Genomic DNA, 25,606 nt, shown 5'->3' with positions numbered 1-25,606 from the left:
CGCCGAGGACGGCTCAGCGGACGGGCAGCCGCAGCAGGGCCGGGCCGTCCGGCGAATGCGTGACCCGGGCGACGAGACGGCCCTCCTCGAGGGCGACGTCAGCGCTGCCGTTCGCGACGCTCAGGTCGCCGGCAGCCACGGCCGAGGGGTCGACGTCGAGGGGGACGGTGCCGTCGGCGTCGAGGACCGCGACCAGCGCGCCGGGCACGGCGAGCCAGCGCGTCCAGGGCTCCTCGCCGGAACGGGCGGTCCCGACCGGGACCGGGGTCGACATGCGCAGCAGCTCCTTCGCCCCGGCCATCCATCGACCCAGGCCCTCGAGGGCCCGCTGCTGCACGGGCGGCAGGGTGCCCTCGGCCGTCGGGCCGACGTTGAGCAGGAGCCGCCCGCCGCGCGAGACCACGTCGGTCAGGTGCCGGGCGAGCGCGCGGGCGTCGAGCGACTGGCTCTCGTCCTCCACCCGGTTGTGGCCGAAGGACCAGCCGATGCCGCGGTTGTGCTCCCACGGCTCGTCGCCCTCGTGCTCGCGCTTGTGCTCGTACTCGCTGGTCACGAAGTCGTGGTGGGTGTCGCCCCAGCGGTCGTTGACCACGCCCTCGGGCACGGCCGCGTAGTAGGCCTCGAAGAGCGCGTGCAGCGAGCCCGGGCCGCCGCACTTGCCGCTGTCGGGCCAGTCGATGTCGTTCCAGAGCACGCTCGGGGCGTAGCGGCGCACGAGGTCGGCGACGTGCGCGCCGGCGTACAGGTTGTACGCGGCGTCGGTCGGGCGCAGCGAGGAGACCTCGTCGAAGGTGGTGTGCGGCGGGAGGTCGGTCACCGACCAGTCGAGGCCGCCGGAGTAGTAGACGCCGAAGCGCATCCCCTCGGCGCGCACGGCCTCGGCGATCTCGCCGACGAGGTCGCGGCGCGGGCCGCGGTGCACGGTGTTGCGGGCGCCCGTACCCGGCGCGTCCCAGAGGGCGACGCCGTCGTGGTGCTTGGTCGTCGGCACGACGTACTCCGCACCGGCCGCGGCGAACAGGCGCGCCCACGCCGCCGGGTCGAAGTCCGGCGCGGTCCAGGCGTCGAGGAACTCGTCGTACGGCGCACCGCCGTGCACCTCGGCGTGGTGGCGCTGTGCGGGGCTGCCCTCGATGCGGATCGTGTTCCAGTACCACTCGGCGTACGCGTTGTGGAGGAACCACTCGTCCTCCGGCACCGCGCCGAGCGCGCCGACCGGCTCGGCCCACGCGGGCACCGAGTACGGGCCCCAGTGCACGAAGATCCCGAGCTTCGCGCCGGCGTACCAGTCGGGCAGCGGGCGCCGCAGGCTCGCCCAGAGCTCGGGGCTGTCGCCCTGCTCGACCGTCGTGCTGGGGACGAAGGCGGAGCCGGTCGGTGCCCCGGCGCTCACAGCAGCCGCTCCAGCGCCGCGACGCAGAGCGCGTAGCCGGGGTGCTCGACGTCGACGACGTCCATGTGGTCGCCGTCGAAGGCCTGCAGCTCGGCGGAGTCGCCGGCCTTCGTCGCCGCCGCGACGAAGGTCTCCGACTGCTCGATCGGGACCACGTCGTCGGAGCGGCCGTGGACGCAGACGGTCGGCACGCCCAGGGGCACCCGGGCGGTCGGCGAGGCCTGGGCGTACACGTCGGGCAGCTCCTCGGGGCTGCCGCCGAGGAAGCCGGGCACGGCGCCCCCGCCGAGGTCGGCGCCGTAGCCGCCGACCAGGTCGACCACGCCGGCCTGGATCACCGCGCCCGACAGGGTGACCTGCGGGTCGGCCCCCGGGGCACCGCTCTCCTGCCCCGTCCGGCTCGCGAGCCAGCCGGCGAGGTGGCCGCCCGCGGAGTGGCCGAGGGCGACGACGCGGGACAGGTCGAGCCGTCCGCCGGCGACGCGCTGGCCCTCGGTGGCCAGGGTGTCCACCGCCGCGGCGACGTCGAGGCATGTCGCGGGCCACCCGCCACCGCCGTCGGTCGGGCTGTCGCCCACCCGGCGGTACTCGACGTTCAGGGCCGCCCAGCCGCGGTTCACGAGGTCGGCGGCGAGCGGCCGGCCGAGGTCGGCGCCGTACGCGTCGCGCCAGAAGCCGCCGTGGACCACGACGACGACCGGCACCACGCTCGTGCCGGAGGGGAGGCTGAGCTCGACGTACTGGGACGGGTGGTCGCCGTAGCGGAGGGTCTGCACCCCCTCATCCTGCGACCCGCCCCCCGGGCCCGACCGCCCGGCTCCCACCGAGCAGCCCGCGGCCGCCAGCAGACCGAGGGCCGAGGTCGCGAGGAGGTGACGGCGGCTCAGTCGCAGCGGCGTCGGGCTCACGGTCGGGCTCCTTCCGCGACGCCCGTCCGGGCGCCGTCGACGAGGGGTTCGCAGCCGAGGCAGCCGCGGGTGGCCCCGCCGTGGTGTCGGGAACCTGTGCGCGCACAGGTCTCCCGCACTGCGCCCGGGCTGCAACCTGGGCTCGGTGTCGGCAACCTGTGCGCGCACAGGTTCCCGACAAGGGGCGGACCGGGTGGGACGCGGGTGGGACGCGGGGTCAGGTGGACGGGTCAGGCGTAATGGTCAGGCGAGCAGGCCGCGGCGACGCAGGACCGGGAGGACGCCCTCGGCGAACCAGTACGCCTCCTCGACGTGCGGGTAGCCCGACAGCACGAACTCCTCGACGCCGACGGCGGCGTACTCCCCGATCAGGTCGGCGACCTCGGAGTGGCTGCCGACCAGCGCGGTGCCCGCACCGCTGCGCATCAGCCCGATGCCCGACCACAGGGCCGGGTGCACCTCGAGCTCACGGGCGTCGGCGTACGACGCGGCGCCCCGGTGCAGCGCACGCATCCGGCGCTGGCCCTCCGACTCGCTGGTCGCGAGCGCGGCCTGCGCCTTGGCCACCTCGGCCGGGTCGAGCTGGGCGAGCATGTCGTCGGCCACCCGCCAGGCCTCCTCGGTGCGGTCCCGGCTGATCGTGTGCAGCCGGACCCCGAAGCGGATCGTCCGCCCGACGTTCTCGGCCAGACCGCGGATCCAGGCGATCTTCTCCGCGACGGCCGCCGGCGGCTCGCCCCACGTCAGGTAGACGTCGGTGTGCTCGGCGGTCACCGGCCCCGCGGCCGGCGACGATCCGCCGAGGTAGATCTCCGGGACCTGAGCCGGCTGGCGGGTCCGCGCGTCGGTCACGTCGTACCAGTCGCCGCTGAAGCTCGTCCCCTCGGCGGTGAAGGCGCCGCGGAAGACCTGGAGGAACTCCGCCGCCCGGGCGTAGCGGTCGTCCTTCGCGACCCGGTCGCCGAACCGCAGCTGCTCGTCACGGTCGCCGCCGACGACGACGTTGAGCAGCAGCCGGTTGCCCGAGACGCGCTGGAAGGTCGAGGCCATCTGCGCCAGCAGCGTCGGGGTGATGAGCCCGGGACGCAGCGCCACGAGGAACTTGAGCCGCTCCGTCTGCGTGATCAGCGCCGAGGTGATGACCCAGGCGTCCTCGCAGGGCGTGCCGGTCGGCGTCAGCACCGCGTCGAAGCCCAGGTCCTCGGCCGTCCGCGCCACGTGGGCCAGGTAGCGCAGGTCCGGCTCCCGGAACCGTCCGGCCGTGTCGAGCGCGCCCCCGGCCCGTCCGAGGTCGGCCGGGACGCTGTGCCCGCCCCCGACCAGGGAGCGGCTGTCGCCGGTCGTGGGCAGGAACCAGTCGAACGTCAGGGGCACGGGGACCGAGCGTACGAGATTCCCTAGCGCGACGGCAGGGATCTCGGAGGACGAGGGGTCAGCGGGCCATGTCGACGAACCGCGAGTAGTGGCCCTGGAAGGCCACCGTCAGGGTGCGGGTCGGGCCGTTGCGGTGCTTGGCGACGTCGAAGTCGGCCTCGCCGGCGCGCTCGGACTCCTTGTCGTAGAGGTCGGGGCGCGAGAGCAGCATGACCATGTCGGCGTCCTGCTCCAGCGAGCCGGACTCGCGCAGGTCGGACAGCATCGGCTTCTTGTCCGTGCGCTGCTCGGGGCCACGGTTGAGCTGGGAGAGCGCGACGACCGGCACCTGGAGCTCCTTGGCCAGCAGCTTGAGCTGCCGGGAGAACTCGGAGACCTCCAGCTGGCGCGACTCGACCTTCTTGCCCGAGGTCATCAGCTGGATGTAGTCGATGCAGATCAGGCGCAGGTCGTGGCGCTGCTTGAGCCGGCGCGCCTTGGCCCGGATCTCCATCATCGTGAGGTTGGGCGAGTCGTCGATGAAGAGCGGGGCCGACTCGACCTGGCCCATCTTCTGCGCGACGCGCTGCCAGTCGTCGTCGTTCATCCGGCCGCCGCGGATGTGGCCGAGCGGGACGCTTGCCTCGGCCGACAGCAGGCGCATGGTGATCTCGATCTGGCTCATCTCCAGGCTGAAGATGGCCGAGGTCAGCCCCTGCTTGATCGAGCACGAGCGGGCGAGGTCGAGGGCGAGCGTCGACTTCCCGCAACCCGGGCGGGCGGCGACGATGATCAGCTGGCCGCCGTGCAGGCCGTTGGTCAGCTCGTCGAGGTCGGCGAAGCCGGTGGAGATCCCGGCGAGACCGGCCCCCCGGTTCTCGATGGCCTCCATCTCGTCCATCGTCGGCTGCATCAGCTCCGAGAGGGACTTGTAGTCCTCCGACGCCCGGCGGTCCGTGACCGCGTACACCTCGGCCTGCGCGCGGTCGACGATCTCGTCGACGTCGCCCTCGCCGGCGTAGCCCATCTGGTTGATCCGCACCGAGGCGTCGACCAGCCGCCGCAGCACCGCCTTCTCGCGGACGATGGTGGCGTACCAGCTCGCGTTGGCCACGACCGTGACCGAGCCGATGAGGTCGACGAGGTAGCCGGCGCCCCCGACGCGGGCGATCTGGCCGCGCTTGGTCAGCTCGTCGGCGACGGTGACGGCGTCGGCGGGGTCGCCGCGGCCGTAGAGGTCGAGGATCGCGTCGTAGACGAGCTCGTGGGCGGGGCGGTAGAAGTCGACGCCGCGCACCACCTCGACGACGTCGGCGATCGCGTCCTTGCTGGAGAGCATCGCTCCGAGCACGCTCTGCTCGGCGTCCATGTCCTGGGGCGGGGTGCGGTCGTTGGGCCGGCTCGTCTCCGAGTACGGCGGCATCACCTCGGCCAGGCTCACCGGCCACGCTCCTTCATCCTCGTCACGCCCCACGACCCGCAGGGCTGCTGCCCCCGGGCCGACGTCTGCGCACGGCTCCGCCGACGGGTCTCCACGTGCAGACGGGACGACGGTAGGAGGCCCCGCTGACAGTTTTCCCGCTCCGTCAGGAGGACCCCGGCACCGACACAGCGCGCTGTCCCGACCACTCCTGGCCGACCCGCCGCGGCGGGGGATCAGCAGAACGTACGCGCCTGCGCCTGTGAGGACCACACGCTTGTCCCCAACCTCTGTGGACAACCGGGTGGCCCCTGTGCAGGACACGCTGAGAGCGTGTGCACAGCTTGGGGACAAGCCTGGGGATCACCGGGGGACGAGGCAGACAAGTGCCGTCTGACCAGGGAAGACGTTATGACCAGGCCGTGGAGGAAAAGTTCCTGACCCGCGTCTGACCAGGACCGGCATGACCGCTACCTGACGTTGACACGGCACCGACGAGGCGCTACGGACCCCGTCGTCCCCACACGTTTTCCACCGTCGGGCCGCACTTCCTGAGAACACGTTCAGGTAGGGGTCAGGCGCACGCACCGGCTCCGCACCGGTCGTCGAGGGATCTCCGGCACGCGCCGACCGGCACCGACACCGGCGCGCCGGGTGGGCCCCGGAGCTTTGTCCGGACGACGCCGCACCCCGACCCGGCAGGTGTCCCGGCGCGGCCCGCTTGAGCCGGGGCATACCCTGGGGGGGTACCAGACGACAGGAGCGACGATGACCGGGGCAGCTGCGCCGACCAGGGGTTACGCGGGCGGCAAGGAGGACTACCTCCGCCGGCTGCGGCGCATCGAGGGGCAGGCGCGCGGCCTGCAGAAGATGGTCGAGGACGACAAGTACTGCATCGACATCCTCACCCAGGTGTCGGCCATGACCAGCGCCCTCCAGTCGGTCGCGCTCGGCCTCGTCAACGACCACCTCGGCCACTGCGTCGTGGAGGCCGCCCGCACGGGTGGGCCCGAGGCGGACGCCAAGGTCAAGGAGGCCGCGGACGCCATCGCCCGGCTGGTCCGTTCCTGAGGACGCGTTTCCGGTCGTCCACAGCCACCCCGTCGCCCACCCACGTCAGCCGTCCCCACCCCACCCGCACCAGGAGCCCCGCATGACCACCACCCAGGACTACGTCGTCGCCGGCATGACCTGCGAGCACTGCACCCAGGCCGTCAGCGAGGAGGTGCTCGCGGTCCCCGGCGTCCGTGAGGTCACCGTCCACCTCGACGGCGGCACGATGACCGTGACGAGCGAGGACCCGATCGACTTCGACGCGCTGAGCGCCGCCGTCGACGAGGCCGGCTACACCCTCGGCAGCCGCTGAGATGCCCCGCCCCGACGCCCGGGCGGAGGTCGCCGACCCGGCGGTGAGCGCCCGTAGGGCCGTCACGGGCGGCGGGGCGGTCAGGTCGGAGGGGTCGGTCGTCGACCTCGACATCACCGGGATGACCTGCGCCTCGTGCGCGAGCCGGGTCGAGCGCAAGCTCAACAAGCTGCCGGGCGTCGTCGCCTCGGTGAACCTCGCCACCGAGCGCGCCCACGTCGAGGCGCCGGTCGGGACGACCGTCGCCGATCTGCTCGCCACGGTGGAGAAGACCGGCTACGGAGCGTCGGTCGTGGAACCCGACGCCGAGCCCGCCGACGAGGACGAGGGCGACGCCACCGAGCGCCGCCTCCGCGTCCGGGCGCTGCTCGCCGTGGTCCTCGGCGTGCCCGTCGTCGCCGTCTCCATGGTCCCGGTGCTCCAGGTGCCCGGCTGGCAGTGGGTCGCGCTGGTGCTCACCGCCGTCGTGGTGCTCGGCGCGGGCTGGCCCTTCCACCGCTCCGCCGCGGTCAACCTGCGCCACGGCGCGGCGACCATGGACACGCTCATCTCGCTCGGCACGCTGGCCGCGCTGGGCTGGTCGGCGTACGCGCTGTCGGGCCCGGCCGGCGACCTCGGCTACCGCCACGCCTTCACGCTGCGCATCGAGCGCCACACCGGGATGGCCGAGCCCTACCTCGAGGCCGCCGCGGCGATCACCGTCTTCCTGCTCGTCGGGCGCTGGCTCGAGGCCCGGGCGCGCCGCAGCTCCGGCGCGGCGCTGCGGGCCCTGCTCGCGCTGGGGGCCCGCGAGGCCCGGGTGCTGAGGGACGGGCGCGAGGTCACGCTCCCGGTCGCCCGCCTCGTCGTGGGCGACCGGGTCGTCGTCGCCCCCGGGAGCACGGTCCCCACCGACGGCACCGTGCTCGAGGGCCACAGCGCCGTCGACGCCTCCACGGTCACCGGCGAGTCCGTCCCGGTCGAGGTCGGCCCCGGCGACGCCGTGGTCGGCGGGTGCGTCAACACCTCCGGACGACTCCTGGTCGAGGCGACCGCCGTCGGCGCCGGCACCCAGCTCGCCCGCCTGGCCCGGATGGTCAGCGAGGCCCAGAGCGGCAAGGCGGCCGTCCAGCGGCTGGCCGACCGCGTGTCGGGGGTCTTCGTGCCCGTCGTCATCGGGCTCGCGGTCGTGGTGCTCGTCGCGTGGCTCCTCGCCGGCGCGGGGGCCTCCTTCGCCCTCACCGCCGCCGTGGCCGTGCTGATCATCTCCTGCCCCTGCGCGCTCGGGCTGGCCACGCCGACGGCCCTGCTCGTCGGCACCGGCCGCGGGGCCCAGCTCGGCATCGTCATCAAGGGCCCCGAGGTCCTCGAGGCCACCCGCGACGTCGACGTCGTCCTGCTCGACAAGACCGGCACGGTCACGGAGGGACGGATGGCCGTCACGGCCGTGCACACGGCCGACGGCGTGGACGAGGCCGAGCTCGTCCGCCTGGCCGGGACCGCGGAGTCCGGGTCGTCGCACCCGGTCGCGCAGGCCGTGGCCGCGTACGCGGCGGGCGCAGGTCCGTTGGGCCACGCCACCGCGCTCCGGGAGCCCGCGGGGCTCGGGGTCGTCGCCGAGGTCGAGGGCGTCGGCACCGTGGTCGTCGGCCGCCCGGACCTGCTGGGCACCGAGGGCCTGGCCGTGGGCGCCGCGCTCGCTGCCGTCCTGGCGGGCGAGCAGGAGCTCGGACGCACCGCCGTGCTCGTCGGGTGGGCCGGGCAGGCCCGGGGCGTCGTCTCCGTGGCCGACACGGTCAAGCCCACCTCGGCCGACGCGGTCCGCCGCCTGCACGACCTCGGGCTGCGCCCGGTGCTGCTCACCGGCGACACCGCGGCCACGGCCGAGGCCGTGGCCGCCGAGGTCGGCATCGACCAGGTCGTCGCGGACGTCCGCCCGGAGGGCAAGGTCGACGCGGTCCGCCGGCTGCAGGCCGAGGGCCACCGGGTGGCCATGGTCGGCGACGGCGTGAACGACGCCGCCGCCCTCGCCCAGGCCGACCTCGGCGTCGCGATGGGCACGGGGACCGACGCGGCCATCGAGGCCGCGGACCTCACGCTGGTCCGCGGCGACCTGCGCCAGGCCGCCGACGCCGTCCGCCTGTCCCGCGCGACCCTGCGCACCATCCGCGGCAACCTCTTCTGGGCCTTCGCCTACAACGTCGCGGCCCTGCCGCTGGCCGCGCTCGGCTTCGCCAACCCGGTCCTCGCCGGCGCGGCGATGGCGTTCAGCTCGCTGTTCGTCGTCGGCAACAGCCTGCGGCTGCGTCGGTTCCGTCCGCTGGCCCCCTGAGCCGCCGGCCCTGAGCCGAGAGATCAGCCCGCGAGCACCTCACGGAACCCGCGCGGCTCGCGGCCGAGGAGCTCGCCGAGCAGGGCGTCGGTGCCGGCGAAGTAGCCGCCGGCCGCGGCGGCGTACAGGCCGAGGGTGAAGCGGGCCTGGGGCTCGGGTGCGCCGGCCGCGACCTGGCGGGCCACCCACTCCTCGGGGTCGACCACCTCGAGCCGGACCGGACGGCCGACCAGGTCGGACGCGGCCGCTGCCACGTCGACGAACGTCGGCGCCTCCGGCGCGGTGAGCGTCACCGGCCCCTCGTACGCGCCGTCGGCGAGCAGGACGGCCGCGGCCGCCTCGGCGGCGTCCTCGCGCGCGGTCCAGGAGACCGGGCCGTCCCCTGGGACCGTGATGACGCCGGTCTCGCGCCAGGGGCCGAGGAGCCAGCCGAGGCTGTGGGCGTAGAAGCCGTTGCGCAGCGAGGTCCAGGGCAGGCCCGACGCCGCGAGCAGCGCCTCGGTCGCGGCGTGGTCGCGCGCCGGGAAGAAGGGGCTGTCGGGGTGCGCGCCCTGGTGGCTGGTGTAGAGGACCCGGCCGACCCCGGCCCGGACGGCCGCGTCGACCGCGGTCCCGTGCAGCGCGACGGCGTCGGCGAACGGGTCGCTGGACGAGACGAGCAGCAGCTGGTCGGCGCCGGCGAAGGCGTCCGGGAGCGAGGCGGGGTCGGCGTAGTCGGCGCGACGGACCTCCACCCCGCGCTCGGCGAAGCGGCCCGCGCGTGCCGGGTCGCGCACGGCGACGACGACCTCGGAGGCGGGGAGGCGGTCGAGCAGGTGGTCGGCGGTGGCGCCGTTCAGCGCGCCGGTCGCACCGGTGATGACGATCATGCGAACTCCTTGGTAGCAGTGGAATCAGAACGACAGTAGCGTCGGAAACACGGCGATAGCAAGAGTTCGTTAGCATCGGTCCGTGAGCGAGGGGGTGAGCGGGCGCGACGCGACCCGGTCGCGCATCGTCGAGGTCGCCGCCCAGCTCCTGCAGGGCGCGGGCCCGGGCGCCGTGACCACCCGGGCGGTCGCGGCCGAGGCCGGCGTGCAGGCGCCGACCATCTACCGGCTGTTCGGCGACAAGGACGGTCTGTTGGAGGCCGTGGCGGAGCACGTGATGGCCGCGTTCGTCCGCGCCAAGGCCGAGCACGAGCGGGCGTCCAGCGAGGCGGGCACCGACCCGCTCGAGGACTTCCGCGCGAGCTGGCGGGCGCAGGTCGACTTCGGCCTGGCCAACCCAGGGCTGTTCCGGCTGCTCAGCGACCCCGACCGCGTCGTCGGCTCGCCGGCGGCGCAGGCCGGGCTGCGCGTCCTGGAGTCCCGGGTGCACCGGCTGGCGGCCACCGGCCGGCTGCGGGTGGGCGAGGCGACCGCCGTCGCGATGGTGCAGGCCGCCGGGCAGGGAACCATCCAGCTCCTGCTCGCGACCCCGCCGGCCCGCCGCGACCCGGCCCTCGCCGAGCGGATGCTCGACGCCGTCCTCGCCCAGGTCCTCGTGCCCGCCGACCCCGAGGCCGACGCCCACGCCCACGCCGACGCCGACGCCAGCGGCCGGACGGCCACCGCGCACGCCGTCGCGCTGCGGGCCCTGGCGCCCCGGCTCGAGGTCCTCACCGACGCCGAGCGCGGCGTGCTCGTGGAGTGGCTCGACCGCGTCGTCGGGGCCGGCGGGTGAGGACCCGCGGCGCGGAGGTCCTGGCCGCCGGGCGGGCCGCCGCCCCGACGGCGATCCACCGGACGGCGTACCTGCGCCGCGAGGGCGCGCTCAGCGAGGCGGAGGTCAAGCTCCGCGCCCGCCGGGACGGGCGGACCACCTTCCACGCCCACGTCGGCTCGACCGACTGGCCGACGACCGCCGCGGCGCTGCGGGAGATCGAGGCCGGGCTGGCCGAGCGCGGTGCGGTGTGCGACCGCTTCGGGCTGACGCTGTCGCGGGCGATGAGCGTGGAGGAGTCGGCGCGCGGCCGCGTGCACAAGGAGACCGGCCCGGCGCTGCGGCCCGAGGAGTGGTCGGGCCTCGGCGAGGCGGCAGCGATCCAGCCGCACCTCGGCGACTTCATGATCGGCACGCCGGCCGGGGCCGAGCACGCGCGGCTGGCCCTCGCCGCCGGGGTGACGACGATCGGCAACCTCGGCCAGTACTGGTCGTTCGAGGTCCCGGGCGGGCAGGACGACCGGCAGGTCACCGAGGCGACGGTGCGGGCGGTCGGGATGCTCGCGGCCTGGCGCGACCGCGGGGCGCTCGTGCACTCCTACCTCGACGACGGCGTCGCGATGCAGGCGAGCAGCTACGGCTCCTACGTCGGCTGGGCCGCGCTCGAGCGCCACGTCGTCGAGGACCTCTGCGGCGCCCGGCTCGCCCACTCCTACGGCGGCCTGGTCGACGACCCCTGGCACCGCGCGGTCGTGCACCTCGCCGTCGACGACGTGCACGACCGGGACCACCTCGGCTCGATGGTCTACGGCGACACCGTCTCGATGCGGGCCGGCGACCACGCGCACAACGCGGAGGTGCTGCGGCGCTACCTCACCGTCGACCTGGGCGCCCAGCAGCACCGCCCGACCGGGCACGCCGTCCACCCGGTCCCGCTCACCGAGGCCGAGCGGGTGCCGACGGGCGCGGAGAACCTGGCGGTCCAGCTCCTGGCCCACGACCTCGACGAGGACGTACGACGCTCCGCCCCGGTGCTCGACTGGGCCGCGGCCGAGCGGCTCGCGGGGGAGGTGGCGGCGTACGGGCTGCGGTTCCGGGACGCGGCGCTGGCGCTGCTGGTCGAGGACGGCGTCGCGGTCGCCGACCCGGTGGAGCTGCTCCTCGCCCTGCGCCGGCTCGGGCTCACGGGACTGGAGGACCGCCTCCGGCTCCCGCCGCCGCGCGCCGTGGGCGACCTGGTTCCGTGGAAGGCCCGGCAGGTGGGCGCGACGGTCGCTGCGCTCAGCGGCCCGGCGGCCGGGCTGCCCGACCTCCGCGGCACCCGGGTCGTGCTCGCGGTGCTCGACGTCCACGACGTCGTGCGGGACGCCCTGCTGCGGCTGCTGCCGCGTGCCGGGGCGGAGGTCGTGCTGCTGCCCAGCAGCGCGACGCCCGCCTCGGTCGTGCACGCCGCGGTCGCCGAGGACGCCGACGCGGTGGTGCTGGGGACCTACAACGGCGCGGCGCTGGACGTCGGGCGCGAGCTGCGCGCGGCGCTGGACGACACGGCGTACGACGGGCCCGTGATCATGGGCGGGCGGCTCAACCAGGACCTCGGCGGCGACTCCCCCGTCGAGGTCGGCGACGACCTCCGGGCGCTCGGGCTGCACCCCGCCGCGACGCTCGAGGAGGCGGTCGGGATGCTCGCGCGGACCCCCTCGGGCGGGGTGCGGCGAGAGTTCACCTGACGTTCTCCTTCCAAGATCAACAAAATTCTGACCAGCGGCTTCGGCCCTCGGAGCCGTCGACGGGGCCCCCTCGCGCCGGACCCCGGACGACGCGCTCCGCGCTCCTGCTCGGCCCGCCTCCGCGGGCGTGCCATCCTCAGCACTGTCACAGGCGGCGCGACCCTCCGGGGCGGCAGCCGGGACCACGTCCAGAGGGCCCGCGAGGGCGGGGATCGGAGCCGAACGATGCGTACGACCAGGACCAGCAGAAGGTTCACCAGCAGGATCACCGCCGCAGTGGCCGCGGCCAGCGCCATCACCCTGCTCGGCGCGGGCTGCGCCCCGCCGGCCAAGACGGCGGACCCCGCCGCGAGCACGAGCGGTGCGGCGACGTGGACCTCGGCCCAGAGCGCGGGCGGCATGGACGCCCTCGTGGACGCGGCCAAGAAGGAGGGCACGCTGAACGTCATCGCGCTGCCGCCGGACTGGGCCAACTACGGCCAGATCATCTCCACCTTCGAGAGCAAGTACGGGATCAAGGTCGACTCCGCGCAGCCCGACGCGGCGAGCCAGGACGAGATCAACGCGGCCGACCAGCAGAAGGGGACGGACCGCGCGCCGGACGTCTTCGACCTCGGCCAGGCCGTCGCGCTGGCCAACACGGCCAAGTTCGCGCCCTACCAGGTCTCCACCTGGGACTCGATCCCCACGAACTTCAAGGACAGCTCCGGGCTGTGGGTCAACGACTACGGCGGCTACATGTCCATCGGCTACGACACCGCCAAGGTGCCCGCGCCGAGCGGCGTGAAGGACCTGCTCAAGCCCGAGTACAAGGGCAAGGTCGCCCTGAACGGCGACCCGACGCAAGCCGGCGCCGCCTTCAACGGCGTGGTCATGACCTCGCTCGCCAACGGCGGGTCGGCCGACGACATCCAGCCGGGCATCGACTTCTTCGCCGACCTCAAGAAGGCGGGCAACTTCCTGCCCACCGACCCGACCTCGGCGACCATCGAGTCCGGGCAGACGCCGCTGGTGATCGACTGGGACTACCTCAACGCGGCCGAGAGCGCCAAGATCAGCACCTGGAAGGTGACCGTGCCGAGCGACGCGCTCGTCGGCGGCTACTACTTCCAGGCCGTCAGCAAGGACGCCCCGCACCCGGCTGCCGCGCGGCTGTGGCAGGAGTTCCTCTACTCCGACGAGGGCCAGAACCTCTTCCTCGGCGGCGGCGCCCGCCCCGTCCGCGCGGACGCGATGCAGAAGGCCGGGACGATCGACGCCGCCGCGTACGGCAAGCTCCCGCCGGTCAGCGGAGAGCCGACGATCCTCACCACCGACCAGAGCACGAAGGCGGCGGACGTGCTCAGCAAGGAGTGGAGCAAGGCCACCAGCTGACCGCGCTCGCAGGAGCGTGATCAGCAGCACGACCGGGCACGACGAGGACGAGGCGGGGAGACGATGGCACGCACGAGGCTGGCGCGGCTGCGGCCGGCGCTGGGCGTGGTGCCCTTCGGCGTCTACCTGCTGATCTTCCTCGTCGTGCCCACGGTCACGGTCGTGATCGGGGCGTTCGCCGAGGACGGGCGGCCCAGCCTCACGAACCTGGCCGGGCTGGTCGAGCCCAGCGTCCTGACCGCGCTGCTCAACAGCGTGCTCGTCTCGGCCGTCACCGCCGTCATCGGCGGCGTGGTCGGCGCCCTCGTCGCGTACGCGGTGGTCACCGGCAGGCCGGACGGGGCGCTGCGCCGCCTGGTGACGAGCGTCTGCGGGGTCCTCGCCCAGTTCGGCGGCGTGACGCTCGCCTTCGCGTTCATCGCCACGCTCGGCATCTCCGGCGTGGTCTCCACCTGGCTCGACGCGAACCTCGGCACCAGCCTCACCAGCAGCGTGTGGCTCTTCGGCCTCAAGGGCCTCGTGCTGGTCTACGCCTACTTCCAGATCCCGCTGATGGTGATCGTCTTCCTGCCCGCGCTCGACGGCGTCCGCGTCCAGTGGCGCGAGGCGGCCTCGAACCTCGGCGCGACCACGTGGCAGTACTGGCGCCTCGTCGGGCTGCCGCTGCTGACGCCGGCGTTCCTCGGCTCGCTGCTGCTGCTCTTCGCGAACAGCTTCGCCGCGTACGCGACCGCCGCCGCCCTGGTCAGCCAGGGCAGCCCGATCATCCCGCTGTGGATCCGCAGCGCGCTGACCAGCGAGGTCGTGCTCGGCCGCCAGAACTTCGCCTACGCCCTCGCGCTGGAGATGATCGTCATCGTCGCCGTGGTCATGGCCGGCTACAGCCTGCTCGTCCGGCGCACGGCCCGGTGGGTCCGATGAGGGGGGTCCGATGAGCACGAGCCCCAGGCGCGCGGCCCGGCGCCGGCTCACCGTCTTCCGCGTCGTCGTGCTGGTGCTCGTCGGCCTCTTCTTCGTCGTGCCGCTGGTCAGCATGCTCGACTTCAGCACCCGCAGCTTCCGCACCGGCGGGCGTACGGGCGCGGCGTGGGCCAAGCTCGTGACCGACCCGCAGCTGTCGGGCGCGATCGTCACGTCGCTGGTGCTCGCGGTGCTGACCGTCGTGCTGATGGTCGTGCTGCTCGTGCCCACGATGATCTGGGTGCGGCTGCGGGTGCCGTGGGCGGCCCGGCCGCTGGAGTTCCTCTGCCTGCTGCCGCTCACCGTGCCTCCGCTGGTGATCGTCGTCGGGCTCAAGAACGTCGTGCTCTGGCTCAACTACCTCTTCGGCGACACCCCGTACGTCCTGGCGCTGCTCTACGTCGTCCTCGTCCTCCCGTACGCCTACCGCGCGCTCGACGCGGGGCTGTCGGCGATCGACGTGACGACGCTCGCCGAGGCCGCGCGGAGCCTGGGCGCCGGGTGGGCGACGGTGATCGTCCGCGTCGTCGTGCCCAACCTGACGACGGCGCTGCTCTCGGCCGCCTTCATCTCGATCGCGCTGGTGCTGGGCGAGTTCACCTTCGCCTCGCTGCTCAACTACGACACCCTGCAGGTCGCCATCAACCTGCAGGCCAAGTCGGACGCGCAGGAGTCGATCGCCGCCTCGCTGGCCTCGATCCTCTTCGCCGCCGTGCTGCTCGTGGTCCTGTCGGTGGTCAGCGGCGGACGGCGGCGCCGCTCGGCGACCGCGTCGGCACGGACGGCCGCGGTGACCACGGGGACGCCGGCCCCGACGACCCCTGCCCAGGCATGACGGAAGGACGGCGATGACGACCACCGCACGCGCGGCGGAGCGGACCGGGGTCGAGGTGCGCCTCGAGGGCCTCGAGCGCCACTACGGCGCCACGCGGGCGCTCGACGGGCTCGACCTGACGCTGCACCCCGGCGAGCTCGTCGCCCTGCTCGGTCCGTCGGGCTGCGGTAAGACGACGGCGCTGCGGATCCTGGCCGGCCTCGACGAGCCCACGGTCGGGCGCGTGGTCGTCGGCGGGAAGGACGTCACGAACGTCCCCGCCAACCAGCGCGACATGGGCATGGTCTTCCAGGCGTACTCGCTCTTCCCGCACCTAACCGCGCAGGACAACGTCGAGTTCGGGCTGCGGCTGCGCAAGGTCGACCGGTCCCGCCGCGCCTCGCGGGCCCGGGAGATGCTCGAGCTCGTCGGGCTCGCCCACCAGGCCGACCGCTACGCCACCGAGCTCTCGGGCGGCCAGCAGCAGCGCGTCGCGCTGGCCCGGGCCCTGGCCATCGAACCCTCCGTCCTCCTCCTCGACGAGCCCCTCTCCGCCCTCGACGCCAAGGTCCGCGTCCAGCTGCGCGACGAGATCCGCCGCGTGCAGCTCGAGGTCGGCACGACCACCCTCTTCGTCACCCACGACCAGGAGGAGGCGCTGGCCATCGCCGACCGCGTCGGCGTCATGAGCCAGGGCCGGCTGCAGCAGCTGGACTCGCCGCAGGAGCTGTACGCGCACCCGGCCAACCCCTTCGTCGCCGACTTCGTCGGCCTGATGAACCGCATCCCGGCCCAGGTCGCCGCAGGCCGCGCCCGGGTCCTCGGCACCGAGGTCGCGACCCTCGACGGTTCCGTCACCGACGGACCGGGCGTCGCCCTCGTCCGGCCCGAGCACCTCACCGTCACCCCGGACGAGTCGGGCGGGGCCGAGGTCGTCGACGTGCAGTTCAGCGGCGCGGTGTCCCGCGTCCGCGTCCGCGCCCCCGAGGGTGCCGAGCTCGTCGCCCAGCTCTCCGGCTCGCGGCTGCGCGGCCTCGCCCCCGGCACCCGGGTCTCCCTCGGCCTCGACACCGACCGCGTCCTCCTCACCGCGCCCTGACCGACGCATCGGTGATCATGACGGCATGAGCACCATCCTCGTGACCGGGGCCTCGCGGGGCATCGGGGCTGCGACCACCCGCCGGCTGGCCGGGCAGGGTCACACCGTCCTGGCCGGCGCGCGCGACGCGGAGGCGCTCGGCCGCCGGGTCCGGGACGACCCCACGCTCGCCGGGCTCGACGTCCGCCCGCTCGCGCTCGACGTGACCGAAGACGACTCCGTCGCGGCCGCCGCCCGGCAGGTGGAGGAGTCGCTGGGCTCGCTCGACGTGCTGGTCAACAACGCGGGCGTCCCGGGCACCTGGGCCCCGGCCGCCGAGGTCGGGCCGGCCGACTTCGCCGACGTCCTCACGACCAACCTGCTCGGCCCGGTGCGGGTCACCCAGGCCTTCCTGCCGCTGCTGCTGCGCGGGGACCGGCCGCGGCTGGTCATGGTGTCGTCCGGCATGGGCTCGCTCCGGCTGCAGTCGACGGACCCGGTCTACGCCGACATCGCCCACCTGCCCTACCCGGCCTCCAAGGCCGCCCTGAACATGCTGGTCGTGCAGTACGCCAAGGGCCTGCCCCAGGTGCTCGTCACGGCGGTCGACCCCGGCCTGACCGCCACCGAGTTCACCGACCACGCCGGGCACAGCGTCGAGGAGGGCAGCGACGCGGTGGTCGCGGCCGCCCTCGACACCGAGGGCCCGAGCGGGCGCTTCCTCGACCGGGAGGGCCCCACGCCCTGGTGACGCCCCGGCGCACCGAGCGAGGCCTGACGAGACGCCCGCCCCGCGGCACGAGGGCTGGACGGCGGAGGCTGGGGGCGTGGGTTACGTCGCACTGGGGGACTCGTACGCGTCCGGGGAGGGCCTGCTGCCCTCGCTGGCCTATCCCCTTCTGCTCAAGGAGACGGGGGCGGCGCGCTTCTCGGCGCTGACCGGCGCCGCCCGCTCGGGGGCCGTGACCGGCGACGTGCTCGCCACGCAGGTCTCGTCGCTGCGCGAGAGCACGCAGACGGTGACGCTCACGGTGGGCGGGAACGACGCCGGCTTCGCCACCGTCCTCGCCGCCTGCCTCCACTCCCCCGACCCGCGGATCCAGGCCGTCCTCGACCAGGGCGCGCCGTGGCGGGAGTCGATCAAGGCGGGCGCGCGGCAGCGGATCGCCTTCCTCGGTGGGCCCGCGGCCTCGCCGCAGGACCGCACGGTCCCCCTGGTGCGCGTGCTCTCCGACGTCGCACGGCGGGCGCCCGACGCCGAGATCCTCGTGACCGGCTACCCCCGGCTGCTCGGATCACGGCCCACCCCGCAGGGCCACCGGGCCTCGGAGGTGCTGCCGCTCTTCGTGGCCGAGGCCGACGCGGAGTGGATGGGCATCCAGAGCGAGGCCCTCGATGCCGCCCTCGCCGCGGGCGTCGAGCGCGCGCAGGCCACCGGGGTCCGAGCCCGCTTCGTCGACGTCACCGCCGCCTTCGAGGGGCACGCGCTGTCGGACCGCCAGGCGCCCTGGGTCAACGGCGTCGTGCTGGCCTCGCTCGGCTCGCTCGTCCCCAGCTCGTCGAGCTTCCACCTGACGGCGGAGGGCCAGGCCGCGTACGCCTCGGCCATCGCCGCCGCGGTGGGCGAGGCATGCCCTCCGCAGACCTTCCTGCGATCCTGACCTCGCCTGGCGTAGAAGTTCTCGCCCCTCGTGCACCGCTGAGGTGCACCACGGGCGAGAAGTTCTCCGACGGCTCGGCCGTGAGAGGATCGGCGGCGACGCGAGCAGAGGAATCCGGTGAGAGTCCGGAGCGGTCCCGCCACTGTGACCGGGTGAGTCGTACGACCCGGGAGTCAGGACGTCTGCTGCGCCGCACACCCACGGCTCGCGGGCGAGGACACCCGCAGGAGGGTTCCACCGCACATGCCCGGCTCACCCCCGTCATCGACGCCGCCGGCGCGCACCGCGCGCCCGGCGCCGACCTTCCCCTTCTCCGCCGTCGTCGGCTCCGAGGACCTGGCGCTCGCGCTGGTCCTCACCACCGTCTCGCCCGAGGTCGGCGGCGTGCTCGTCCGCGGCGAGAAGGGCACGGCGAAGACGACGACCGTCCGGGCGCTCGCCGCCGTGCTCCCCGAGGTCGCGGTCGTCGAGGGGTGCCGGTTCGGCTGCGACCCGGCCGCGCCCGACCCGACGTGCCCCGACGGTCCGCATGACCAGGACCCTGCGACGACCCGACCGGCCCGCTTGGTCGAGCTCCCCGTCGGCGCGACCGAGGACCGCGTCATCGGCTCGCTCGACCTGCGCCAGGCCCTCGGCTCCGGCGAGGTCGTCTACTCCCCCGGCCTGCTCGCCGCCGCGCACCGCGGCCTGCTCTACGTCGACGAGGTCAACCTCCTCCACGACCACCTCGTCGACCTGCTCCTCGACGCCGCCGCGACCGGCCGGTCCACGGTCGAGCGCGAGGGCGTCTCGATCGCGCACGCGTCCCGGCTCGTGCTCGTCGGCACCATGAACCCCGAGGAGGGCGAGCTCCGCCCGCAGCTGCTCGACCGGTTCGGGCTGACCGTCGAGGTCGCCGCCCCCAGCGAACCCGCCCTACGCGCCGAGGTCGTCCGGCGCCGGATGGCGTACGACCTCGACCCCGAGTCGTTCGCCGCCGCATGGAGCGAGTCCGAGACCCGCCTGCGCCACCGGCTGGCCGACGCGCAGGCCCGCGTGGCCCACGTCGGGCTGGGCGACGCCGAGCTGCTGCTCATCGCCGAGGTGTGCGCGGCCTTCGAGGTCGACGGGCTGCGCGCCGACCTCGTCACCGCCCGTGCCGCCGTCGCGCACGCCGCCTGGCACGGGCGCGACCGGGTCACCAAGGCCGACATCCGTGCCGCCGCCCGGCTCGCGCTGCCGCACCGCCGCCGGCGCAACCCGTTCGACGCGCCCGGGCTCGACGAGGAGCTGCTCGACCGGCTGCTCGGCGACGACGACCCGCCCATCCCCGACCCGCCGCAGGACCCGCCGCCGAGCCCCGGCCCGGACGACTCGGAGGGCACCGGCGACGCGGCCGACCCGGCCGACGCCCAGGCCGGCGACCCGCCGGCCACCCCGCCCGGTCCGGGATCCGCCGACCGTGAGGACGGCCCGCAGGGTCCCGCGGACCGGCAGCCCGAGCCGCCGGCCGCCCCGGAGCCGAGCAGCACCCCGGACGCCCGCGACGGAGACCCGACCCGTGGGGCGGTCGCCGTGTCCGTCGCGGCACCCGGTCAGGCCTACCGGACGCGCCTCTTCACCGCCCGCGGTGTCGGGACGGGCACGGCCGGGCGCCGCAGCCGCGCGGTCACCAGCACCGGTCGTACGGTCGGCTCGACCCTGCCCGACGGCGAGCACCGGCCGCTGCACCTCAGCGCCACCGTCCGCGCCGCAGCACCGCACCAGGCGACCCGCGGGCGTACGGACGGTTCACGGCTCCGGCTCGTGGGCACCGACCTGCGCCACGCGGTCACCGAGGGCCGCGAGTCCAACCTCGTCCTGCTCGCCGTCGACGCCTCGGGCTCGATGGCCGCGCGCAAGCGCATGGAGGCGGTCAAGACCGCCGTCCTGTCGCTGCTGCTCGACGCCTACCAGCGCCGCGACAAGGTCGGGCTGGTGACGTTCCGGGGCACGGAGGCCGTCCTCGCCCTGCCGCCGACCTCCTCGGTCGAGGTCGCCGCGCGCCGGCTCACCGACCTCCCGAGCGGCGGGCGCACCCCGCTGGCCGAGGGCCTGCTCCGCGCGGCCGAGACGCTCCGGCTCGAACGCCTCCGCGACCCCCGACGCCGGCCGCTGCTCGTGGTCGTCACCGACGGCCGGGCCACCAGCGGGCCCGACGCCGTCGCCCGGTCGCGCCAGGCCGCCGAGCTGCTGCGCGCCACCGGGGTCAGCGCGCTCGTCGTCGACTGCGAGACCGGCCGCATGAGCCTCGGGCTCGCCCGCGACCTCGCCGTGCGGCTGGGCGCCGACCACGTCAGGCTCGGCGAGGTGGCGGCGGGTTCGCTGGTCGACGCCGTACGCACCGAGCGCGCCGCTCTCGACCCGGCGCTGCGGCAGACCCAGGGACCGAGGGCGGCCTGATGCCCGAGGGACGCGTCGAGCGGACGCCGGACGACGGGCTCACGACCAGGCAGCGCCGCAACCGGCCGCTGCTGGTGGTCAACACCGGGGACGGCAAGGGCAAGTCGACGGCCGCCTTCGGGCTGGCCATGCGCGGCTGGAACCAGGGCTGGTCGATCGGCGTGTTCCAGTTCGTCAAGTCGGCCAAGTGGCGCATCGGCGAGCAGACCGTGCTCGAGACGCTCGGCGAGCTGCACGCCCAGACCGGCCAGGGCGGGCCGGTCGAGTGGCACAAGATGGGCGCCGGCTGGTCGTGGGCCCGCAAGGAGGGCACGGAGGAGGACCACGCACGTGCTGCCGCGGAGGGCTGGGCCGAGATCAAGCGCCGCCTCGCCGCCGAGACTCACACCCTCTACGTCCTCGACGAGTTCACCTACCCGATGCAGTGGGGCTGGGTGGACGTCGACGACGTCGTCAGCACGCTCGCCGGACGCACCGGCCAGCAGCACGTCGTGATCACCGGGCGCCGCGCCAACCCGCGCCTCGTCGAGGTCGCCGACCTCGTCACCGACATGACCCAGGTCAAGCACCCCTTCGAGCAGGGCCAGAAGGGCCAGCGGGGGATCGAGTGGTGAGCGCCTCCGCGGTGGAGAACGCCAACCCCTCCGGGGCCCCCTTCGACAGGCTCAGGACACCGCTTCGACGGGCTCAGGGAGCGTTGCCCCGGCTCGTCGTCACCGCGCCCGCCTCCAGCCACGGCAAGACGACCGTGGCCACCGGGCTGATGGGCGCGCTACGGGGCGAGGGGCTGGAGGTGGCCGGCTTCAAGGTCGGCCCGGACTACATCGACCCCGGCTACCACGCGCTGGCCACCGGCCGACCGGGCAGGAACCTCGACCCCCACCTCTGCCGGCCCGACCAGCTCGCGCCGCTGCTCCTGCACGGCGCCGCCGTCCCCACGCCGGCCGACGTGGCCGTCGTCGAGGGCGTCATGGGGCTCTTCGACGGGCGGATGGGCGGCGAGGGCTTCGCCTCGACGGCGCACGTCGCCGGCCTGGTCGAGGCGCCGATCGTGGTCGTCGTCGACATCTCCCGGATGGCCCGGACGACCGCCGCGCTCGTCCACGGGCTCCACACGTTCGAACCGGGCGTGCGCCTGTCCGGCGTCATCCTCAACCTCGCCGGCTCACCCCGCCTCACCGCCGAGATCACCGCCGCCCTCGAGTCCACCGGCCTGCCCGTCCTCGGCGTCCTGCCGCGCGACGCGGGCATCGAGGCCCCCAGCCGCCACCTCGGGCTCGTGCCCGCGGCCGAGCGGGAGCAGGCGGCCGAGACCGTACGCCGCCTCGCCGACCAGGTCGCCGAGCACGTCGACCTGCAGGCCGTCCTGGCCATCGCCCACTCAGCACCCGACCTCGCCGTCGAGCCCTGGGACCCGACCCTCGAGGTCCGGCCGCCGAGCCCCGCCCGCCCGAAGGTCGCCGTTGCGGCGGGCCGCGCCTTCACCTTCCGCTACGCCGAGACCGACGAGCTGCTGCGCGCCGCCGGCTGCGAGCCCGTCGAGCTCGACCCCCTCACCGACACCGCGCTGCCCGAGGGCACGGCCGGGCTCTACCTCGGCGGCGGCTTCCCCGAGGTCCACGCTGCCGAGCTCAGCGCGAACACCGCCCTGCGCGAGACCCTCGCCGCGGCGATCGCCGGCGGGATGCCGACCGTCGCCGAGTGCGCGGGGCTGCTCTACCTCTGCCGCAGCGTCGACGGCGTTCCCATGGTCGGCGCGCTCGAGGCCGAGGCGGTCATGTCGCCGAAGCTCACGCTGCGCTACCAGGGCCTCGTCGTGCCGACGGACGGGCTGCTCGGCCCCGCGGGCACCCGGGCCACCGGGCACGAGTTCCACCGCACCACGGTGTCTCCTGCTGCGGGGGGGACGACCCCCCCGAACCCCCCGGAACGACCAGTGCCCCAGTCAGGGGCGAGGGCGCCGCCTGGCTCGTGGGCGGCGAGGCCGACGGCTTCAGCGGCGACCCGGCCGGGCTCGGGCACCCGACGCTGCACGCGTCGTACCAGCACGTCCACTGGGCCGGGCACCCGCAGCTCGCCCAGTCGTTCGCGACCGCGGTGCACGACCACGCGGCCCGCACCGCGCGCCAGCAGGACCAGCACGGGCCGGACCACGACCTCGCCCACCACGGCGACTCGGACGTGGGCGAGGGCCTCGTCGACCTCGCCGTGAACGTCGCGACGCCCGCACCCCCGGCCTGGCTGCGCGAGGTGATCAACGCCAGCACGGCGACGCTCGGGGCCTACCCGCGGACGGACGAAGCGGCCAAGGCCATCGCCGCCGCCCACGGCGTCGACCTCGACCGGGTGCTGCCCACCGCCGGTGGGGCGGAGGCGTTCACCCTGGTCGCACGGGCCCTCACCCCCCGGCACGCGCTGGTCGTGCACCCGCAGTTCACCGAGCCCGAGGCCGCGCTCCTCGCCGCCGGGCACCGGCCCGAGCGCCTGGTCCTCACCGCGGCCGAGGGCTTCGTCCTCGATCCCGCTCGGGTGCCGGAGGACGCCGACCTGGTCATGGTCGGCAACCCGACGAACCCCACCTCCGTGCTCCACCCGCGCGCGACGCTCGAGGCCCTCGTCCGGCCCGGGCGCGTGCTGGTCGTCGACGAGGCCTTCATGGACGCGGTCCCGGGCGAACCCGCCTCGCTCGCGGCCGCCGACCTGCCCGGGGTGCTCGTGCTGCGCTCGCTGACCAAGACCTGGGGGCTGGCCGGGCTCCGGGCGGGCTACGTGGTCGGGGACCCGGCGCTGGTGGCGCGGCTGCGCGCCCAGCAGCCGCCCTGGTCCGCCTCGACCCCGGCGCTCGCGGCCACGGTCGCCTGCCTGTCGCCCGCCGCCCGGGCCGAGGCGGCGGCCGCGGCGGACCGGTTCACCGGCCGGCGCCGGGCCCTGCTCGACGCGCTCGCCCCGCTCGGGCTGACCGCGGCCGGCGACCCGCGCGCCCCGTTCGTCCTGCTCGACACCGCGCACCTGCGCCCCGAGCGCCCGCGGGGCTGGCTGCGGCACGCGCTGCGCGACCAGGGGTACGCGGTCCGTCGGGGCGAGACCTTCCCCGGGCTGGACGCCGGCTGGGTCCGCGTGGCCGTCCGCGACGAGACGACCAGTGCCGCTCTCGCGGCCGCGGTCGTACGGTGCCTCGCGTGAGCTTCACCGCCGACCTCGACCTCGCCGGGTGCGCCGTGCTGGTCGCCGGCGCCGGTGCCGGCGCGCTCGCGCCCGTGCGCTCGCTGCTGGACGCCGGCGCGCTGGTCCGCGTGGTCGGCCACACCCCCGTGGACACCGTCGTGGACCTGGCCGAGCGCGGCCAGATCGGCCTCGACCGGCGCTCCCCCAGCCCCGTCGACCTGCACGCGGTGCACCTCGTCGTCGTCGCCGACCCCACGCTCGACGAGGTCGTCCGCCGCTGGTGCGCCGACCTCGGCCTGCCGGTGGTCGGCAGCCGCCGACCCGCCGCGGCGCCGGGCGCCACGCCCGGCCAGGGCTCGGTCGTGCTCGTCGGCGGCGGGCCCGGCGACCCCGGGCTGCTCACCGTGGCCGGGCTCGAGGCGGTTCGCAGCGCCGACGTGGTGGTCACCGACCGGCTCGCCCCCATCGGCGTCCTCGACCAGGCCCCGGCGCACGCCGAGGTGGTCGACGTCGCCAAGATCCCGCGCGGGTCGTTCACGCCGCAGGAGCGCATCAACGAGCTGCTGGTCGAGCACGCGCGCGCCGGCAAGCGGGTCGTGCGCCTCAAGGGCGGCGACCCCTTCGTCTTCGGCCGCGGTGGCGAGGAGTGGCAGGCCTGCGCCGAGGCGGGCATCCCCGTCGAGGTCGTGCCGGGCGTCTCCTCCGCGCTGGCCGGCCCCGCCCTCGCCGGCGTGCCGCTGACCCACCGCACCCTCACCCAGGGCTTCACGGTGGTCTCCGGCCACCTGCCGCCGGGGGACCCGGGCTCGACGCTCGACTGGGGCGCACTCGCCCGCAGCGGCACGACGCTCGTCGTCCTGATGGGCATCGCCACGCTGCCCGCGATCACCGCCGAGCTCGTCGCGCAGGGCCTGCCCGCCACCACGCCCGCGCTCACCGTCACCGACGCGGGGCTGCCCGCTCAGCGCAGCGTCAGCGCGACCGTCGCCGACATCGCCGCCGTCGGCGAGGCCGCGGGTGTCCGCGCCCCGGCGGTCACCGTCATCGGTCCTGTCGCAGGACTGGCTGCCCAGCTCCCTGCTCCCGCCGCACGTCCTCCCCGGCCTCGGGGTGGGTCATCCGCCGCCGGTTGATGGTCAGCCCGACCACCCGCGACACGAACAGCGCCACGTAGGCCAGCCCCGCCAGCTGCTCGATCATCACGACCGAACGGGCGACGGGCAGCACCGGCACGACGTCGGACAGCCCGGTGCTCGACAGGTTGGTGAAGCTGAGGAAGAGCAGCTCCAGCCACGTCCGCGGGGCGTCGGGGTCGACCGCGGCGATGAAGCTGCCGGGCGCGAGCTGCTGCACGACCGCGAAGACGTACGCGAACGCCCACGCCACCAGGGTGAACGTCGCCCCGACCGCCCACAGCTCGTCGTGGGTCACGTCGGAGTCGGCGAGCATGTAGACCAACATGCTGGAGGCGGCGAGGAAGTAGAACGCGGCGTGCACGACGTCGCCGGCGAGCTCGACCGGGGTCGAGCCGAGGACGAGACCGAGCACCGAGAGCCCGGACGCGGCCACCCCGAGGATCACCGCCATCCAGGTCGGGCCCGGCTGGTCCCGCACGGCCCAGATGGCCAGCGCCAGCACGCCGGCGCCGAAGAGCTCGAGGGCGACCCGCCAGCCGGTCGCGGTCGAGGTGGCCTCGTCGAGGGCGTACAGCAGCACCCCGAGCAGCTGGGTGATGAACAGGATCGCCGAGGGGTGGCGCACGACCTCGCGGTAGATGAACTTGTGCGGCACCGCCGAGCGGGGAGGCGGCTTGCGCATGGTCGTGACCCTAATCCGTACGAGGGCCCAGGTCCTGCCGCCCGGGACCCCGGTGCCGCGCGCCGACCGGCCGTCCGCTGAGATGGTGCACGGTCCTCCCGGTCAGGGGGCGGGCCGAGAGCTGTGGGGTCGCCCCTGCACGACAAGGAGGCCA

20 protein-coding genes, 2 pseudogenes and 1 riboswitch are annotated in these 25,606 nt (G+C 75.0%); of the genes and pseudogenes, 16 read left to right on the top strand and 6 right to left on the bottom strand.

Translation table 11 applies throughout. The features are described 5' to 3' along the window. Positions 1-13 precede the first annotated feature (13 nt). The 4 genes from BLU42_RS17195 to dnaB form a co-directional block, all read right to left on the bottom strand. Positions 14-1,393, bottom strand: coding sequence for an alpha-L-fucosidase (locus BLU42_RS17195; protein WP_091077204.1), 1,380 nt, complete (start codon positions 1,391-1,393; stop codon positions 14-16). Then, positions 1,390-2,169, bottom strand: a complete 780-nt coding sequence (locus BLU42_RS17190; protein WP_091080833.1) for an alpha/beta hydrolase family protein — start codon at positions 2,167-2,169, stop codon at positions 1,390-1,392. Before BLU42_RS17190 ends, BLU42_RS17195 begins: the two co-directional genes overlap by 4 nt. 375 nt (positions 2,170-2,544) lie before the next feature. Continuing rightward, entirely contained in the window at positions 2,545-3,675 is a 1,131-nt protein-coding gene (locus BLU42_RS17185) for an LLM class flavin-dependent oxidoreductase (RefSeq protein ID WP_091077199.1), read from the bottom strand. A 58-nt stretch (positions 3,676-3,733) separates the two neighbouring features. After that, a complete protein-coding gene (gene dnaB / locus BLU42_RS17180) occupies positions 3,734-5,077 on the bottom strand; it encodes a replicative DNA helicase (RefSeq protein WP_091080829.1) in 1,344 nt (447 codons plus the stop codon). A 765-nt stretch (positions 5,078-5,842) separates the two neighbouring features. On the opposite strand from dnaB, the gene BLU42_RS17175 reads away from it, so the two are divergent. The 3 genes from BLU42_RS17175 to BLU42_RS17165 all read left to right on the top strand — a co-directional run bounded on the left by BLU42_RS17175 (position 5,843) and on the right by BLU42_RS17165 (position 8,751). Beyond that, positions 5,843-6,145, top strand: coding sequence for a metal-sensitive transcriptional regulator (locus BLU42_RS17175; RefSeq protein ID WP_091077196.1), 303 nt, complete (start codon positions 5,843-5,845; stop codon positions 6,143-6,145). A gap of 82 nt (positions 6,146-6,227) precedes the next feature. Next, positions 6,228-6,440 carry a heavy-metal-associated domain-containing protein gene (locus BLU42_RS17170; RefSeq protein ID WP_091077194.1) on the top strand — a complete coding sequence of 71 codons (213 nt, stop codon included), beginning with the start codon at positions 6,228-6,230 and terminating at the stop codon, positions 6,438-6,440. Position 6,441: 1 nt separating this feature from the next. Continuing rightward, positions 6,442-8,751 (top strand): heavy metal translocating P-type ATPase, encoded by a 2,310-nt coding sequence (locus tag BLU42_RS17165; protein ID WP_091077191.1) that lies wholly within the window; start codon positions 6,442-6,444, stop codon positions 8,749-8,751. A gap of 23 nt (positions 8,752-8,774) precedes the next feature. On the opposite strand, the gene BLU42_RS17160 is transcribed toward BLU42_RS17165, so the two are convergent. Further along, on the bottom strand, positions 8,775-9,620 hold the full coding sequence (locus tag BLU42_RS17160; protein WP_091077188.1) for an NmrA family NAD(P)-binding protein: 846 nt from the start codon (positions 9,618-9,620) through the stop codon (positions 8,775-8,777). 82 nt (positions 9,621-9,702) lie between these two features. Between BLU42_RS17160 and BLU42_RS17155 the strand changes: the two genes are divergently transcribed. The 13 genes and pseudogenes from BLU42_RS17155 to cobA all read left to right on the top strand — a co-directional run bounded on the left by BLU42_RS17155 (position 9,703) and on the right by cobA (position 24,767). After that, positions 9,703-10,455 (top strand): TetR/AcrR family transcriptional regulator, encoded by a 753-nt coding sequence (locus BLU42_RS17155; RefSeq protein ID WP_091077184.1) that lies wholly within the window; start codon positions 9,703-9,705, stop codon positions 10,453-10,455. Then, positions 10,452-12,161 (top strand): hypothetical protein, encoded by a 1,710-nt coding sequence (locus BLU42_RS17150; RefSeq protein ID WP_091077181.1) that lies wholly within the window; start codon positions 10,452-10,454, stop codon positions 12,159-12,161. Before BLU42_RS17155 ends, BLU42_RS17150 begins: the two co-directional genes overlap by 4 nt. Before the next feature lie 225 nt (positions 12,162-12,386). Continuing rightward, entirely contained in the window at positions 12,387-13,535 is a 1,149-nt protein-coding gene (locus BLU42_RS17145) for an ABC transporter substrate-binding protein (RefSeq protein ID WP_091077178.1), read from the top strand. 63 nt (positions 13,536-13,598) lie between these two features. Then, positions 13,599-14,456 (top strand): ABC transporter permease, encoded by an 858-nt coding sequence (locus BLU42_RS17140; protein WP_091077175.1) that lies wholly within the window; start codon positions 13,599-13,601, stop codon positions 14,454-14,456. Between the two features lie 10 nt (positions 14,457-14,466). Next, a complete protein-coding gene (locus BLU42_RS17135; RefSeq protein WP_091077169.1) occupies positions 14,467-15,330 on the top strand; it encodes an ABC transporter permease in 864 nt (287 codons plus the stop codon). Positions 15,331-15,343: 13 nt separating this feature from the next. Continuing rightward, positions 15,344-16,408, top strand: coding sequence for an ABC transporter ATP-binding protein (locus BLU42_RS17130; RefSeq protein ID WP_091077166.1), 1,065 nt, complete (start codon positions 15,344-15,346; stop codon positions 16,406-16,408). 25 nt (positions 16,409-16,433) lie between these two features. Then, a complete protein-coding gene (locus BLU42_RS17125) occupies positions 16,434-17,138 on the top strand; it encodes an SDR family NAD(P)-dependent oxidoreductase (RefSeq protein ID WP_091077163.1) in 705 nt (234 codons plus the stop codon). Between the two features lie 76 nt (positions 17,139-17,214). Further along, positions 17,215-18,048, top strand: coding sequence for an SGNH/GDSL hydrolase family protein (locus BLU42_RS17120; RefSeq protein ID WP_091077158.1), 834 nt, complete (start codon positions 17,215-17,217; stop codon positions 18,046-18,048). Positions 18,049-18,106: 58 nt separating this feature from the next. Continuing rightward, positions 18,107-18,252, top strand: a riboswitch (cobalamin riboswitch). 39 nt (positions 18,253-18,291) lie between these two features. Then, positions 18,292-20,469 (top strand): VWA domain-containing protein, encoded by a 2,178-nt coding sequence (locus tag BLU42_RS17115; RefSeq protein ID WP_091077154.1) that lies wholly within the window; start codon positions 18,292-18,294, stop codon positions 20,467-20,469. Next, positions 20,469-21,083, top strand: coding sequence for a cob(I)yrinic acid a,c-diamide adenosyltransferase (cobO, locus tag BLU42_RS17110; protein WP_091077152.1), 615 nt, complete (start codon positions 20,469-20,471; stop codon positions 21,081-21,083). The genes BLU42_RS17115 and cobO overlap by 1 nt, the downstream gene beginning before the upstream one ends. 83 nt (positions 21,084-21,166) lie before the next feature. Next, a pseudogene (locus BLU42_RS21745) lies at positions 21,167-23,652 on the top strand (cobyrinate a,c-diamide synthase). Continuing rightward, positions 23,640-23,930 (top strand): annotated as a pseudogene (locus tag BLU42_RS21640) (NAD(P)-dependent oxidoreductase); the annotation flags it as partial. The pseudogenes BLU42_RS21745 and BLU42_RS21640, both read left to right, overlap by 13 nt. A gap of 6 nt (positions 23,931-23,936) precedes the next feature. Continuing rightward, a complete protein-coding gene (gene cobA / locus BLU42_RS17100; RefSeq protein WP_231918616.1) occupies positions 23,937-24,767 on the top strand; it encodes a uroporphyrinogen-III C-methyltransferase in 831 nt (276 codons plus the stop codon). On the opposite strand, the gene BLU42_RS17095 is transcribed toward cobA, so the two are convergent. Beyond that, positions 24,676-25,452, bottom strand: coding sequence for an ion channel (locus BLU42_RS17095; protein WP_091077149.1), 777 nt, complete (start codon positions 25,450-25,452; stop codon positions 24,676-24,678). The genes cobA and BLU42_RS17095 overlap by 92 nt on opposite strands. Between the last annotated feature and the right edge of the window lie 154 nt (positions 25,453-25,606).

It is taken from the genome of Microlunatus sagamiharensis, assembly GCF_900105785.1.
Taxonomy (GTDB): domain Bacteria; phylum Actinomycetota; class Actinomycetes; order Propionibacteriales; family Propionibacteriaceae; genus Microlunatus; species Microlunatus sagamiharensis.
The sequence above is the reverse complement of the archived record's forward strand: the minus strand, read 5'-3'. Positions and strand labels throughout refer to the sequence as shown.

Coding starts and splice junctions, on each gene's coding strand:
- BLU42_RS17095 (WP_091077149.1), bottom strand. CDS start 25,452: ATGCGCAAGCCGCCTCCCCGCTCGGCGGTGCCGCACAAGTTCATCTAC.
- BLU42_RS17115 (WP_091077154.1), top strand. CDS start 18,292: ATGCCCGGCTCACCCCCGTCATCGACGCCGCCGGCGCGCACCGCGCGC.
- BLU42_RS17145 (WP_091077178.1), top strand. CDS start 12,387: ATGCGTACGACCAGGACCAGCAGAAGGTTCACCAGCAGGATCACCGCC.
- BLU42_RS17135 (WP_091077169.1), top strand. CDS start 14,467: ATGAGCACGAGCCCCAGGCGCGCGGCCCGGCGCCGGCTCACCGTCTTC.
- BLU42_RS17125 (WP_091077163.1), top strand. CDS start 16,434: ATGAGCACCATCCTCGTGACCGGGGCCTCGCGGGGCATCGGGGCTGCG.
- BLU42_RS17160 (WP_091077188.1), bottom strand. CDS start 9,620: ATGATCGTCATCACCGGTGCGACCGGCGCGCTGAACGGCGCCACCGCC.
- BLU42_RS17170 (WP_091077194.1), top strand. CDS start 6,228: ATGACCACCACCCAGGACTACGTCGTCGCCGGCATGACCTGCGAGCAC.
- dnaB (WP_091080829.1), bottom strand. CDS start 5,077: ATGCCGCCGTACTCGGAGACGAGCCGGCCCAACGACCGCACCCCGCCC.
- BLU42_RS17175 (WP_091077196.1), top strand. CDS start 5,843: ATGACCGGGGCAGCTGCGCCGACCAGGGGTTACGCGGGCGGCAAGGAG.
- BLU42_RS17140 (WP_091077175.1), top strand. CDS start 13,599: ATGGCACGCACGAGGCTGGCGCGGCTGCGGCCGGCGCTGGGCGTGGTG.
- BLU42_RS17165 (WP_091077191.1), top strand. CDS start 6,442: ATGCCCCGCCCCGACGCCCGGGCGGAGGTCGCCGACCCGGCGGTGAGC.
- cobO (WP_091077152.1), top strand. CDS start 20,469: ATGCCCGAGGGACGCGTCGAGCGGACGCCGGACGACGGGCTCACGACC.
- BLU42_RS17130 (WP_091077166.1), top strand. CDS start 15,344: ATGACGACCACCGCACGCGCGGCGGAGCGGACCGGGGTCGAGGTGCGC.